Origin of the sequence: Clostridium sp. YIM B02506 (assembly GCF_022324845.1) — a bacterium.
In the GTDB taxonomy this organism is placed as follows: domain Bacteria; phylum Bacillota; class Clostridia; order Clostridiales; family Clostridiaceae; genus Clostridium_T; species Clostridium_T intestinale.
Window position 1 is genome coordinate 1 of sequence record NZ_JAKGTG010000046.1, and the last position, 15455, is coordinate 15455.

At 31.0% G+C, this 15455-nt stretch carries 13 protein-coding genes; 1 reads left to right on the plus strand and 12 read right to left on the minus strand.

All coding sequences use genetic code 11. The features are described 5' to 3' along the window. Positions 1-120 precede the first annotated feature (120 nt). From L1S49_RS21795 to L1S49_RS21810, 4 genes are all read right to left on the minus strand, one after another. Entirely contained in the window at positions 121-1017 is an 897-nt protein-coding gene (locus tag L1S49_RS21795; RefSeq protein ID WP_238907404.1) for an ROK family protein, read from the minus strand. 160 nt (positions 1018-1177) lie between these two features. Next, a complete protein-coding gene (locus tag L1S49_RS21800; RefSeq protein WP_238907405.1) occupies positions 1178-2479 on the minus strand; it encodes a PTS sugar transporter subunit IIC in 1302 nt (433 codons plus the stop codon). Between the two features lie 81 nt (positions 2480-2560). Then, complete coding sequence (locus L1S49_RS21805; protein WP_238907406.1) at positions 2561-2872, minus strand: PTS sugar transporter subunit IIB; 312 nt, start codon at positions 2870-2872, stop codon at positions 2561-2563. A 31-nt stretch (positions 2873-2903) separates the two neighbouring features. After that, positions 2904-3224 (minus strand): PTS lactose/cellobiose transporter subunit IIA, encoded by a 321-nt coding sequence (locus L1S49_RS21810; protein ID WP_238907407.1) that lies wholly within the window; start codon positions 3222-3224, stop codon positions 2904-2906. A 442-nt stretch (positions 3225-3666) separates the two neighbouring features. On the opposite strand from L1S49_RS21810, the gene L1S49_RS21815 reads away from it, so the two are divergent. Then, the gene (locus tag L1S49_RS21815; RefSeq protein ID WP_073022824.1) at positions 3667-6330 is read left to right on the plus strand and encodes a sigma-54-dependent transcriptional regulator; all 2664 of its coding nucleotides are present in this window, start codon (positions 3667-3669) and stop codon (positions 6328-6330) included. A 61-nt stretch (positions 6331-6391) separates the two neighbouring features. Here L1S49_RS21815 and L1S49_RS21820 read toward each other — a convergent pair whose 3' ends face one another. The 8 genes from L1S49_RS21820 to eda all read right to left on the minus strand — a co-directional run bounded on the left by L1S49_RS21820 (position 6392) and on the right by eda (position 15399). Further along, on the minus strand, positions 6392-7630 hold the full coding sequence (locus tag L1S49_RS21820) for an MFS transporter (RefSeq protein WP_238907408.1): 1239 nt from the start codon (positions 7628-7630) through the stop codon (positions 6392-6394). Positions 7631-7744: 114 nt separating this feature from the next. Beyond that, positions 7745-8047 (minus strand): PTS sugar transporter subunit IIB, encoded by a 303-nt coding sequence (locus L1S49_RS21825; RefSeq protein ID WP_021804145.1) that lies wholly within the window; start codon positions 8045-8047, stop codon positions 7745-7747. Positions 8048-8083: 36 nt separating this feature from the next. Next, positions 8084-9523 carry a glycoside hydrolase family 1 protein gene (locus tag L1S49_RS21830; protein WP_238907409.1) on the minus strand — a complete coding sequence of 480 codons (1440 nt, stop codon included), beginning with the start codon at positions 9521-9523 and terminating at the stop codon, positions 8084-8086. Between the two features lie 20 nt (positions 9524-9543). Further along, complete coding sequence (uxuA, locus tag L1S49_RS21835; RefSeq protein WP_238907410.1) at positions 9544-10584, minus strand: mannonate dehydratase; 1041 nt, start codon at positions 10582-10584, stop codon at positions 9544-9546. An 83-nt stretch (positions 10585-10667) separates the two neighbouring features. Next, on the minus strand, positions 10668-11996 hold the full coding sequence (gene celB, locus L1S49_RS21840; RefSeq protein ID WP_073022828.1) for a PTS cellobiose transporter subunit IIC: 1329 nt from the start codon (positions 11994-11996) through the stop codon (positions 10668-10670). 33 nt (positions 11997-12029) lie between these two features. After that, complete coding sequence (gene ilvD / locus L1S49_RS21845) at positions 12030-13742, minus strand: dihydroxy-acid dehydratase (RefSeq protein ID WP_238907411.1); 1713 nt, start codon at positions 13740-13742, stop codon at positions 12030-12032. An 11-nt stretch (positions 13743-13753) separates the two neighbouring features. Continuing rightward, on the minus strand, positions 13754-14755 hold the full coding sequence (locus tag L1S49_RS21850; protein WP_238907412.1) for a sugar kinase: 1002 nt from the start codon (positions 14753-14755) through the stop codon (positions 13754-13756). Between the two features lie 23 nt (positions 14756-14778). Further along, on the minus strand, positions 14779-15399 hold the full coding sequence (gene eda / locus L1S49_RS21855; protein ID WP_238907413.1) for a bifunctional 4-hydroxy-2-oxoglutarate aldolase/2-dehydro-3-deoxy-phosphogluconate aldolase: 621 nt from the start codon (positions 15397-15399) through the stop codon (positions 14779-14781). Positions 15400-15455 lie beyond the last annotated feature (56 nt).

Genomic DNA, 15455 nt, shown 5'->3' on the forward strand with positions numbered 1-15455 from the left:
GAGATTTATTTGTTTTAACCGAGAAGGAGCACCGCTCCTGATTAAAAATTAATCATTTTGCGACACTCCCTTTATTTAACATCTGATACTTTTTATAAAATTCATTATTCTTATAAACTATTAGCTATGCATTTTTGCATTAATAATAGCTCCCAATATGTTTGCGTCATTATTATATTTACATCTCTTTATTTCTGTTGTTAAAAATGGAGTTCCGAATTCTTCTAGTACTCTTCTAAAGTTTTTTTGTATCAATTCAAGGAACCATTCCTCTTCTGATATTCCCCCACCAACACAAATTACCTCTGGGTTATAAAAGGTTGTTATAGTCACAAGTTGAGTACTCATATTATTAATCCATTCATCTACTGACTCTTTTGCAATACTATCTCCCTTTAAGTATCTTTCAGTAACTTCATGTCCATACTTCAGGCTTTCTATTTCTTCTACCTTATCGTTATAAATTTTAATTAAAGCAGTCATAGAACAATAATCTCCCTGCCTATCTATTTTATTTGTTTTAAAATTTATAAATGGCATATGATGAAACTCTGCTGCAAATCCATCTTTTCCATAAATAACATCCTCTGAGTTACATATACATCCGCCAGTACCTGTTCCTATTATAAGAAACGCTGAACTTTTACTTCCTTTAGCATTACCTATTTTAAGTTCACAAAGCCCTGCTGATTTGGCATCATTAATTGTCGCAACTCTTTTATCAGTTCTTGTAGCAACTTCATTATTAACATTTGTTCCGTACATAATTCTTACATTAGGAGCAGCATAGGATTTTACATTGGAGTAAGCATCAATTAGACCTGGTGCACTTATTCCTATAAAGTCAATGTTTTGTAATTCTTTGCAATTAGAACATAGGTAATCATAAAATTCATCTTTAGTATCAAATTTAATGGCTGGCACTTTCCATTTTTCAACAATATGATAGTCTTCGTCTACTAAAGCATACTTTATAAAAGTTCCTCCTATGTCTATTCCTAGTTGATATTTGCTCATTTTTACCCATCCCTTCAACATTAATATTTTCTTATTTATTATATCATTTCCTTATCCTTACTTCTATTAATTCTAGAAATACTCAGCTTCATTTATATGCAAATTAATAAAGACTCAACAGCTGTTGAGTCTTTATTATTATTTTTATTAAATTCTAATCTTAAGCTTGAGCTTCTTGTTCACTCTTAAGGTTCATAGCATCTACTTTCTTGAAGAATGGGAAATATACTACTACAGATATAGTTATACATACCACTTGAAGTAAAGCCATTCTCCATCCACCCATTATTAATCCTCCGATTACTGGTGGTGTAGTCCAAGGAACAGTTACACCTGTAAATAGTGGAACTAATCCTACTCTCATAGCAAAATATGCTACTACTGCTGAAATTGTTGGTGCTAATACGAATGGTATAAACATTAATGGGTTCATAACCATTGGGAAACCAAATATTATTGGTTCATTTATGTTAAATATTCCAGGCCCTATAGATAATCCACCTAATGCTTTGTTTTGGTCAGATTTAGAGAACCAAATCATTAGTATTGCAAGACCTAAAGTTAATCCTGATCCTCCAACTGTTACAAAGCTAGCCATAAATTGGTCTGTAACTATATGTCCACCATTTTCTAATGTAAGTTTTTTACCTGCATCTATAATTGCTTGGTTTTCAAGTCTGTTTGCAATTTGCATTCCTTGCATAACACCGTTAACTATATTATTTCCATGAACACCAAACCACCAGAAGAATGGTACTAGTGCAGTTGTTATAATTAATCCTATTAAAGAATCTGTAAATCCTTGTAATGGTGTTTGTAATACTTTAAATATAAAGTCTATCATTGTTGTGTTTAATGCATATTTAAAGAACATAAATATAAACATTGTTCCTGTTATTATAACAAGTCCAGGTATAAGTGCTGAGAATTGGTTAGATACCCCTTGTGGTACTCCAGCTGGCATCTTTATAGTAATTTTTTTAGTTAAGAACCAAGAATAAATTGCTCCAACTAGTAATCCTATGATTATTGAAGCTACCATACCTTGTCCACCAAGCCATGTTCTTGGTATAACTCCTGCTACAACTTCTCCTGTTGTAGATGTTGTATATTGATTTAAAGTTATTAAAAATACTGCAAATGCTATAATTCCTGCTCCTAAAGGTTCATGACCTTCATTTTTAGCATACATGTATGCTATACCGATTACAGCTACTACAGCCATAATTGACATTGTTGAATTATAAACTTGGAATAATGGTTCTGTCCATCCTGCTCCAAATATTCCTGCCATCCAATCATTAAATGGTTGATATGGTATTTGAGCAAGTAATAAAAATATTGACCCAATTAATGACATTGGTAAGGTATAAATAATTCCGTCTTTTAATGCTACTATTCCTTTAAGTTCAACAAACTTCATTACTATGTTTATCAACTTTTCACTACGTGTTTCTGACATAATGCAATTCCTCCTTAGATTAAATGTATTGTTTGCTACAAATATTAAAAATACTTGTAGCAAAGCTTAACATCTTATTGATTATTTTCCTAACATCTTTAAAGCGAAATCTAAAACTTTGTCACCTTTCATCATTCCATAATCAACTGAGTTGATTACATCTACTGGAACTCCTTTTGCAGAACAAAGCTTTTTAGCTGCCGGTAATTTATATCTAACTTGTGGTCCAAGTAAAGCTACATCTATTCCTTCTTCTAATTTCTTAGACATAGTTGATTCTGGGAAAGCTTCTATATCAGCTTCTACTCCCTTAGCTTTAGCTGCCTCTTGCATTTTTGCTACTAATACACTTGTTGACATTCCTGCCGCACAAAATAATCTTATCTTTATCATCTTTTTTTCCTCCTTAAATATCTATACTTAACTATTTAACTAGTTTATTAACTATTTTTCTTAGTTCCATAATTTGTTCTATAAGATTTTTTTCTGTTATAGTTGTCATTAAGTGGTCTTGTGCATGTACAAACATCACTGACACTTCTGTTTTTTCTCCTGCTGCTTCTTTTTGTAATAAATCTGTTTGAGAATTATGAGCTACTTCTAGTGCTTCGTTTGCTTTTTCGATTAATTGGTCTGCCTCTTCATAGTTTCCTTCATTTACTGCATTTAGAGCTTCATAGGAATATCCCTTAGCATCTCCTGAGTTTATTATTATATTCATTATTACCTGTTCTAACTCACTCATTTTATTACCTCCGTATTTTTAAACACCTTATCTTTATGCTTTTTATATCAGCAAGTTTCGTGCCAAAACACTAAATAACGCACAATATATCGTTTTCATAAAAGATAAGTGTGTAGTGTTTGAATAGATTATGATTTTCTGCTTAGAGTTTAGATTTTTATTCCTTAGTGTTTAATTGTTTTGACACATAATCATAATTTTGTAATTAGTGTTTATTTATTTATTGTTAGTGTTTAATATTTTTTTATTCGTAAATATATTTTCCCCTAAATTTTTAATAAAAATCTTAATGTATACTTTTACTTAATAGAAATTTTTATTAAACTGTTTAATTTTTTACATTTTTCTATATAGTGTTTATTTTTCAAACTCTATATAGTACTGTGTATTTTTATGGTGTATAATATATATTAATTATATTGTTTTCAAGGAGGTCTTTAATTTGAATAAACGAGAGCTTATATTCAATAAGTTATTAGAAGTTAGTGAAGGTGAGGGCATAGATGCAGGAACATTATCTTCTATACTTAATATGTCTAGAGCAAATGTTAGTCATGAACTTAATTCACTATATAAGGAAGGTAAAATACATAAATCTTCTGGGAGACCCGTTTTATTTTTTCCACTTTCCACAAAAACTTCTGTTAGCAAATTGGACTTACTCATTAAAAATAATATAAGCTTGAAACAAGCTATTGAGCAAGTCAAGGCAGCTATATTATATCCGCCTAAGGGAATTCCTTCTTTGTTATTAGGGGATACTGGCGTAGGTAAATCTATGATCGCTTCACTAATGTATGAATATGCTGTTGAAATGGGAGTTAAAGAACCTAACTCTCAGTTTATTGTTTTCAACTGCGCTGATTATAGTAACAATCCTCAGCTTCTTACCTCTCAATTGTTTGGTGTAAAAAAAGGTACTTATACAGGAGCAGAGGCAGATAAAGAAGGTTTAATGGAGAAAGCCAACGGAGGAGTATTATTTCTAGATGAAATTCACAGGCTTCCCCCTGAAGGTCAAGAAGCTCTATTTACATTTTTGGATACAGGCACCTTTAGAAGAATGGGAGATTATGAAATAAGGAAATCTGATGTGCTTATAATATCTGCTACTACTGAAGACCCTCAATCAGCATTATTGAAAACTTTTACTAGAAGAATTCCCATGATTATAAGAATTCCATCCCTTAGCGAGAGATCACTAGAGGAACGTTTAAACTTAGTTAAACAGTTTTTTAAACAAGAAAGTATAAAGTTAAATAGAGATATTTATGTTTCCTTAAACACAGTACGAGCTTTATTATCCTATGATTGTCCTAATAATATAGGCCAACTTAAAAGTGATATCCAATTAATTTGTGCTAAAGCTTACTCTGAATTTTTAACAAATATAAGGCATGATGTAAGAATAAATAGCGGAAGTCTCCCTCCTTTTATTAAAGAAGGATTATATAAAGAAATAGATCATAGAGTTCTATGGAATAAGTTAGCTGGACTTGAAATAGAATTTTTTAAATTCTCCTATCAAGTATCTGATGAAGAAGAAGAATTTAATAACGATGATAATAGCATTTACCAGATAATAGAACAAAAACTTGAAAAACTAAAGTCTCAAGGTATATCTAATATAGCCATAGAGAATATACTTGAAAAAGACATAACAAAACACTTTCAAAAACACATCGTTGGAATCTCTGAAGAAATAAACAGAAAAAGTTTACTAACCATTATAGATGAAGATACTTTAGATTGTATCGATAAGGTTTTATATTATATTGTAAAAGCATCTAAGATAAAATTTAATAACAATATTTCAACAGCCTTAGCCTTGCATATAAATACATTAATAAAAAGGGTTAATACAAATAAAACAATAACTAATCCTGAATTATCTAAAATAAAAGAACTATATCCTAAAGAGTTTGAAATTGCCCTTAATGCTAAGAAAATAATAGAAAAACATATACATCATGATATAACAGAAGATGAGGCTGGCTACTTAGCAATATTCTTATTACCAGAAGACACATTTACAAATAAGGATAATAAAGTTGGAATAATATTAATTGCTCATGGAGATTCTACTGCTACCTCAATGGCCAATGTAGCTAATAAACTTTTGGGTGAAAATCATGTTATAGGTATTAATGCACCACTAGACATAAGCCCATTTAAAGTTTTAGAAGAACTTAAAGAAGTTGTGAAGAAAGATAAAGATTCAAATTCTTTAAAAGAATACTTACTTCTTGTAGATATGGGATCACTAACTACATTTTCAGAGGCTATAACTAAAGAGTTTGACGTTTCTACAAAGGTAATACCGTTAGTATCTACACTACATGTTTTAGAAGCTGCAAGAAAGGCGCTTTTAGGATTTTCGCTAAACGATATTTATAAGGAAGTATTGTCAGTAAATCAATATTTTGAGGTAGATAGGTCAAAAGAGCCGGTTAAAACAAATCTAAATAAAATAGCAATAATAACTGCATGTTTAACTGGTGAAGGTGGCTCTATAGCTCTTAAAAGTTTTTTAAATAAAAATCTCAGATATGATAAAGATGTATTTGAAATAATACCACTTAACTGTTTAGACAGAAATTATTTCAAACAAAAATTACTTAAAATCCAAGAAGAAAAGGAAATTCTATTTATAGTATCATCCCTTCCTGTTGATCTAGATATAAAACAATACAGTATGTATGATGTTATAAATATGAAGGTAATGAATGAACTTCAAGAAAATGTTGATATTAAAACTACCTTATTAAAAATGCCTTTAATAATTAAAGAAAATGTAGATAATCTAGAAGGTAGTGAACTATATAATGATATTCTTACATTATTAGAAAAACTCCAAGTTAGCTTATCTATAAAACTTAAGGAAGAAAGCTTAGTTGGAATAATTCTTCATTTAGCATTTATGATAAGTAGATTAATAAAAGGGGATAACTCTATTGAGTATCCTGAAAAAGAGGAGTTCATAAGAGAAAATAAAAATTCTTATGATAAGATATATGAAAACCTTATGTTCCTCCAAGAAAAGTATTCTATTGAAATACCAGATAATGAAATGTGTTATATAACTAATTTCTTCTTAGAAAAGTAATATAATAAAAAACTCCTACTATATTAATTACTCTTTAATATAGTAGGAGTTTTTATACTTTCTACATACTTTCCATAGTCTTATATCTTTCACACTCTCTCTTTTCTTTTGAAGGTTTTACTATTAAAAATATGTATGATAACAAAGCGAGTCCTATACATATAGCTGATCCTATATACACATGTGAAAAGCTTCCTTTTTCAATCAAGATCCCCCAAATAGTTGCGCCTATAAAAAATCCTATGTCCATAGCTGAGAAAAAGGTTGCATTAGCAGCACCTCTACGATCTGGCGAACAATTTGAGACAGCTATGGAGTTAAGTGATGGTTGCGCCGCACTATACCCTAATCCATATATAGCTCCCACAAACAATATTGTCAAAAGATTAGATGAAAATGCTAATATTATAAATGAAATAATCACTGTGCTTAAACCAAATATTATGATTTTATTTAATCCAAGTTTATGTGTTAATCTATCTGCGATAGTTCTTCCAACTAAAAAGGAAATAGCATATACTGTGAAAAATAAACCTATATTCTCTATGTTTTTTTCTTTTGCATAAGATGGTAGGAAGGTAAATAAACTAGAAATCGTAAACAAAATAAAAAATGCTACTATAGATGCTGGTATTGCACTACTTTCAAATAGGTCTAACTTCTTTTTCCCACCCTCAACATTATCTTTCTTATCTCTTATTTCTTTTACATTACTATCCTTCTTTTCATAGTTAAGAAATAAAGAAAAAGCTATAGCTAAAATTCCGAATAAAGTTGCTCCATAAAAAAATATATTATAATTAAAATTACCTATTAGATATAATCCTAATGATGGTCCAACAGCAGTAGCAATTGTTGCTGCAGTTCCACTTAATCCAACTCCTTGACTCAGTCTAGATTTAGGAACTATATCTGAAATAACTGTACCGATTGCCGTACTTTGAGCACTCAAACCAATACCATGTATTATTCTTAAAAACAATAAGAGTACTACTGATGAAATTAATGTATAGGATAGAGATACCAAAGAAAGTATACTGACGCCAATAAGTAAAACTAACTTTCTGCTTTTATTATCTATTATGTTTCCGAATAAAGGACGGAACAATAATGCAGACAAAGAAAATATACCAGTAAGTAATCCTACACTAGACTTACTCCCCCCTATATGCGCTACATAAAGAGGCATAGTTGAATTTAACATGTTCATTATTACGCTTGAAAAAAAATTTATTGATAATATTAATATTAAATCTTTTGTCCATAATCTCTTGTTACTCGATACTGCTTTTTTATCCATAAATATAAAATTCCTCCTAGTATAAATTTACCGTATATATTCATTATAAATATATAAAAAAGAAGATGGTTTTCTAAATATGAAAACCATCTCTTATACTAAGAAGATTGCTTTTTATTTTTTCATTTTTAAGGCTTTTTCTAATACCTTAGGTCCATTACACATTCCATAATCTACTGAATCTATAACCTCAACAGGCACACCTAATTTAGCTCCCTTTTCCTTCATAACATCTAATTGGAATCTAATTTGTGGTCCAATTAATGCAACATCAGCTTTAGGAAGATTTCTATCTACAGAATCAGTTGATACTGCCCATATAGTTGCATCTATTCCTTTTTCTTTTGCCGCCTTTTCCATTTTAGTTACTAATAAACTTGTTGACATTCCTGCTGAACAGATTAATAAAATATTCATTTAAATCACCTCATAATTATTTTTTATTTTAAATTTCTATTTGTATTCAAAATTAAAATCATCAAACTCAAATGCTCTTTTTTCAGATAGTTCTTTGTACCAATAACCTGATTTTTTCATATTTCTATTTCTGTTATCTTCTAAATTTATTTCCACTAGGCCATATCTATTTTTAAAAGCATTTTGTGGAGATACATTATCAGTAAATGCCCAAAGCATATATCCTGTACAATTAGAACCTTCTTCTATTCCTTTTATTAGCCATCTTAAATGATCAGATATAAATTCAATTCTATAGTCGTCTTGAATTATTCCTTCTTCATTTTTATATTTATGCTCATTTTCTACACCCATACCATTTTCAGCAATGAACCATTCAATATTGCCATATTCATTTTTCACTCTCATTGCGAAATCATACATAAGTTTAGGGTATATCTCCCACCCTCTAAATGGATTCATCTTTCTTCCTTGAAGTTCATGTTTATCATAAAAATACTCTGGGTGGAATGGTGTATTTGGATTCCAAGCTAAATTTTTAGCCTTTACTCTTGTAGGAGCATATAAATTAACACCAAGAATATCTATTGTGTTGTCCTTAATTATTTGTAACTCTTCTTCTGTATATTCAAAACAGCAGTTATGTTCTTTTAATATTTCAAAAAGTTCTGCTGGGATTTCCCCTTTTATAGATGGATCTAAGAAAATCCTATTGAAGAATAAATCAAATTTTTCAGCTGCTTCAACATCATGTTTTGCTGTTGATCTTGGATAACAAACATCTGGATTTAATATAACTCCAATTTTTCCTCCATCTTTATTATATCCACCTTCTTTATATACCTTAACAGCCTTTGCTGTTGCCAAAATCTTATTGTAATTCCATTGCATAGCTGTTTGAGTATCTTGTTTAAATGGATATCTTATGCTATCTAAAAATACTCTTGTTTGAACTACTATAGGCTCATTAAAAGTATACCATTGTTTAACCTTATGAGAATATCTCTTAAAAGCTTCTTCAACATACTTAATATATAAATCTACAACATGTTTAGAACCCCATCCACCATACTTTGTGAATAATTCTGCTGGAAGTTCATAATGCTCTAAACATAACATAGGTTCTATTCCATTTGCAATTAATTCATCTATAAGATTATCATAATATTCTGCTGCTACTTCACTTACCTCTGCAGTTTCATAATTAATTATGAATCTTGACCAATCTATGGACGTTCTATAGGAATGTAATCCTGCTTTTTTCATTAATTGAACGTCTTCCTTATACCTATTATAAAAATCTGTTGCTACAGTAGGACCATATCCGTTATGCCATAGTTCTGGAGTTGATTTATACCAAAGATCCATATAAGAATCTTGACCTTCTTCTTTTCCATCCCAACCTTCTGTTTGCCAAGCTGAAGCTGCTGCTCCAATATAAAAATTATCTGGTAATTTATATTGTCTCTTACTCATTTTTTCTCCTCCTATGATTCTTATTGCTTATCTAGTGTTTCCCATATTCCAGTTAAATACATTGCGCCAAGAGCTCTATCATATAATCCATAACCTGGCTTTCCTGTTTCTCCCCATATCATTCTTCCATGATCGGGTCTAATATATCCAGTAAAACCATTATTGTGTAAGGTTTTTACTATGCCTACTATATCTAAAGAACCACATTTTGAATAATGTGCAGACTTCTCAAAGCTTCCATCATCAAGAAGTTTCACATTTCTTATATGCATAAAATGAATTTTTCCTCTTTTAGAAAACTCGTCTATTATATCAACAACATCATTTTTACTTGAACATCCTAGAGAACCAGTACATACAGTTAATCCATTACTAGGACTATCATAAATACTAACTAATCTTTCTAAACTTTCTTTTCCTGTTATTATCCTAGGAAGACCAAATATAGGCCATGGTGGATCATCCGGATGTATAGCCATTTTAATGTCGCATTGTTCTGCTACAGGTATTATCTGTTTCAAAAAATACTCCAAATTACTCCAAAGATCCTCTTGAGATATTTTAGAATACTCGTCAAATAACTCCCTTAAATCTTCTATTTTATAAGATGAATCCCATCCTGGTAAAGATAGTCCTCCATCTAAAGGATTAAGTTTATCAACCTGTTCCTTATAATAAACTAGAGTTGTAGATCCATCTTCTAATTCTTTATCTAATTGGCTTCTTGTCCAATCAAAGACAGGCATAAAATTGTAGCATATGACCTTTATTCCACACTTAGATAGATTTTTAATGGTTTCTTTATAATTTTCTATAAACTTTTCTCTAGATGGTAAACCTAGTTTTATATCTTCATGAACTGGAACACTTTCTATTACTTCAAGTGTTAATCCATCTTTTTCTACCAATTCTTTTAACTCTTTTATTTTATTTATTGGCCATACTTCTCCAACTGGTATATCGTAAAGTGCACTAACTATTCCTTTTACATTTGGTATTTGCCTTATATTCTTAAGAGTTACTGGATCATCTTCTCCATACCATCTAAATGTCATCTTCATGCTTATGCCTCCTTCTTTATATGGTATTATTTTTTTATTATGGCTAATCTTATATATGATTAGCCATAATATTTTTTTTATTTTTAAGCTTCTGCCTCTATTAACATGTTCTCTTCTTCAACCTTTTGCTTATCCCAAACCTTAACGAATGGTAGATATATTAATACAGATAAAGCAATTGCAATTACTTGTAAAATTACTGCTCTAAAATCTCCATTTGTAGCTAAGAATCCTGATATAGGTGCTGGAACTGTCCACGGAATCGCTAATCCTGCTGGCTTACTTACTAAGTTAAACGCCATAGCTGCATAAGTTAATATACCTATTGATAAGTTTGATAATACAAATGGTATCATCATTATTGGGTTCATAACTATTGGAACACCAAATATTATTGGTTCAGATATGTTGAATATTGCTGGTGCTATTGCTAATCTGCTTAGTGTCTTTAACTGTTGAGATTTACCTACTATAAATATAGCTATTACAAGACCTATAGCAGCTCCACAACCTCCTATGTTAACAAAGTTATCGTAGAATTGTTTTGTTACTATGTTAGGAAGTGCTTGCCCTGCTTCTAATGCTAATCTGTTTTGGTCCATAGCTGGAAGTAAAACTGAATCCATAACTCCGAAAACAACACGAGTACCATGAATACCTAATGACCAGAAGAACATATATAGGAATATTGTAGCTATCATTCCACCAAAAGATAAACCAACTTTAGATAAAGGTGAACCAACAAATTTTGTTATAAAGTTAAATACATTACCATAAGTAGTTGCTTCAAATCCTAAACGGATAAAGAAGAATAAAGTTATAATTATAAGACCTGGTGTAATTGCTGCGAAAGACTTTGATACTGCTGGAGGTACTGATTCTGGCATTTTAATAACCCAATTTTTCTTGATTACATATATAAATATTTCAGTAGAAATAATTGCAGTAAATATTGCAACTATTAGTCCACCTGCACCTAAGTTTGTAGTTTGCCAAACTCTACCCAAGTTTAAAGTTGAACCATCAGCTAGTTTGCTGTTTACAGTTAATACTGGAATAAGAAGCAAAAATGATGCTAAAGCTACTGCTCCTGCTGATACTCCATCAACATCCTTATCTTTAGCTATCTGATAAGAAACTGAGAATACAGAAAGTATTGCTACTATGTCAAAAGTAACACGAACTGGATATAATATTTTTGCTGCAAATCCATCTCCAAATATGCCATTTATGAAGTCGTTATATCCTGCTATAGGAACATTTCCTAAAATCATGAATATAGATCCTATTATAATAAGAGGCATTGTTATAGCTAAACCATCACGTAATGCTCTTATGTGCCTTTGTCCTGCTATTTTAGCAGCCTTAGGCATTATTTTTCTTTCTAAAAAATCGATAAATTTGTTTCCCATTATAATTCCTCCTAAAAATTTGTTTTATATTAATTAATAAATAGTACCACCTTTAATTCCCGAAGTTGCATTAGCCGTATAAAGACCTAATACTCCACTTTTAAATCTTGGTTCATAATCTTTTAAATGTTTTAACCTATCAGATATAATCTTATCGATTTCATCCGATGAAAGTTTACCGTCTTCTGTCCCAACTATATTTATTGTCCTGTTCTCTATATCAATTTCTATTAAATCTCCATCTTCAACGATGCTTATTGGACCTTTACTGGCTGCTTCTGGGGAGACATGCCCTATTGCAGGTCCTCTTGTAGCTCCTGAAAATCTTCCATCTGTTATAAGTGCTACTGATGAATTTAATTCCTCATCTGAAGCTATTGCCTCAGTTGTATAGAACATTTCAGGCATTCCACTTCCTCTTGGTCCTTCATATCTTATTATTACAGCATCGCCTGGTTTAATTGATTTTTCTATTACCGCTTTAAAAGCATCTTCCTCACAATTAAAAACTCTTGACTTAAGTGTTACATTCCACATAGTTTTAGGTATTGCTGAGTGTTTTATAACACAACCCTCTGGTGCAATATTTCCTTTTAATACTGAAACTGAACCGCCTTCATATAGTGGTTTATCTATTGGATATATAACACTATCTTTATCAAAATTCTTTTTAGTTTGAGTGATCTCCTCATAAGAAACTTGTGAATTAAATTTTTCTAAATTTTCTCCCAAGGTTTCCCCGGTAACAGTCATAACGTTTAAATTAAGATATTTCTTAAGCTTACTCATAATAAAGGGAATTCCTCCACTATGATATATATATTCTGCTGGCCAATGCCCACTTGGTCTTACATTTAGTATGTAAGGAACTTTTCTATGGATTTTATCAAAATCCTCAGCAGTAATTTCTATTCCTAATTGTTTAGCTATAGCTGGTATATGGAGCATAGCATTTGTTGATCCTCCAATAGCAGCATGTATTATAATTGCATTTTCAAAAGCCTCTCTGGTCAATATATCCTTAGCAGTAATTCCTTTTTCAATCAAATTTAATACAGCTTCAGAAGACTTTTTAGTATATTCTTCTAAGACCTTTGAACTTCCTGGTAATAATGCTGCACCAGGCAAAGTTAAACCTAATGCTTCAGCTAAAGTTTGCATTGTAGCTGCAGTTCCCATAAATGAGCAAGCTCCACATCCTGGGCAAGCATTTTCTTTATAAAAATCATATTTTTCCTTACTTATTTCTCCTCTTTTTTCCATGGCACTATAAGTACCAATTTGATTTAAAGTAAGTAATTCTGGACCTGCTCCCATTACACCACCTGGCATAACCACTGCTGGTATATTGAGTCTAGCTATAGCAACTAAATGTGCTGGCAGCCCCTTGTCACAACTTGATATAAATAATCCTCCATCAAAGGGTGTAGCTCCATAGTGTATTTCAATTAAGTTAGCTATTATTTCTCTAGACACTAAAGAATAATTCATTCCATCATGTCCTTGAGCTTGCCCATCACATATATCAGTTCCATAATAATCTGATGGAGAAGCATTTAGTGTAGTTAGCTTTTTTATAGCTACTTCTACTAACTTATTTAAATGGACACTTCCCGGATGGCTCTTTCCAAAGGTGCTCTCTATTAAAATCTGTGTTTTAGATAAATCGTTCTTTTTCCAGCCCATTCCTAATCTTAAAGAGTCCATTTCTGGTGCCCCTAATCTTATTTCTTGTGATTTTAACATCAAAATCCCCTCTATCTATTAATTTCTATCTTCATATCAGCTATACTTTTTATATTTTCTTCTGATACATGCATTTGGTCGCCTTTTATTGTGCACTTTAATGTAGCTGCGCCAACACCAAAGTTTATAGCTTCTTGTAATGAATACTTTTTCATAAGTGAGTATATAATCCCAGCTACAAAAGCATCTCCACTTCCTATTCTCTCTATCATCCTAGTTTTAAGTGTAATAGAGTCGTAAAGTTTATCTGAATAAGCATATGCATGATAGCTATTATTATCTTGAGTGTCATTTTCTCTTTCAGTATGAAATATATATTTAAAGTCGTATAATTCCTTGATGGCTTTCATTCTTTCTTCAATATCTTGAATACTTGATTTTTCTCTGCTAAATAAATCATAATCATTTTCTGATGCTTTAATAGGTTCTATCCCAAAACAAATATCTACATTTGGAGCAATTTCACTCAGGAAATCCTTAGCCTCTTTTACTCCCCACATCTTAGATCTATAATTTAAATCCATGGAGATGGTAATTCCTCTTGCTTTAGCTTCACATATTAACTCTTTCAAGACTTCTCTTACATTTTCACTAACAGCAGCTGTTATTCCACTAAAATGAAACCAAGTTATCCCTTCAAGAATTGAATTAAAATCTATATCTTTTTTCTCTAGCTGAGAAAAGCTTGACTGCTTTCTGTCGTATATAACTGAACTTGCTCTTATGCCAGTACCTCTCTCTGAGAAGTACATACCCATCTTTTCACCTTTTTTTATAACCTTTTCGGTATTAACTCCCATACCTTTAAAGTATCCTTCAACAGCCTTACATAAATCGTTATCTGGAATAGCTGAAAGTATGTAGGAATCTATACCTAAACCTGAGAGCATAGTCACTATATTTGCTTCTGAGCCACCATAATAATACTCCATGATATTGCCGTTAAAATATGTATTATTCTCTTTAGGAGTAAATCTTATTAATATTTCTCCAAAGGCTAGAAACTTATCCATCTTTTCACCTCATTACAATTTTGTTACTTAACTTTTTCTAAAAACTCTTTAGCATTACTTACTATACTATCATGTTGTAAATCTGTATCTTTAGTTAATAGACTTCCTATCCCTAGAGCTTCCGCTCCATTTTCTAGCCACTGATTAATGTTTTCTTTATCAACACCTCCTGTAACCATTATTTTTATATCTGGAATAGGTGCCTTTATTGCTTTTATATATTTAGGTCCAACCAGTTCTCCTGGGAAAAGTTTTACAATTTTACAATTATATTTTTGTGTCCTAATAATTTCAGTAGGAGTTAAACAGCCTGGTATATATAAAATTTCATTTTCATTGCAATATATCGCTAAGTCCTCATCAAAATTTGGTCCAACTATAAACTTTGCTCCACTTTTAATTGCATTTTTAGCAGTCTCAACATTAACAACAGTTCCTGCTCCAACGCATAATTCTTCATCCATGCTATATTTCTTTATAAGTTCTGAAGCATCCTTATTAGTATAAGTAATCTCTATTAAAGAAAGTTTTGCTTCCCTACAGGCATCAATAATCTTGCTACCTTCTTCTTTATCTTTTCCTCTAACTACTGCTACTAACTTTCCTGCTAATATATTATCTAACACCTTACTTTTCTCTTCCAAAAGCTCACCTCCTTTATATGTGTGTTACTTATATCTAATCTGTGTTTTATATCAAC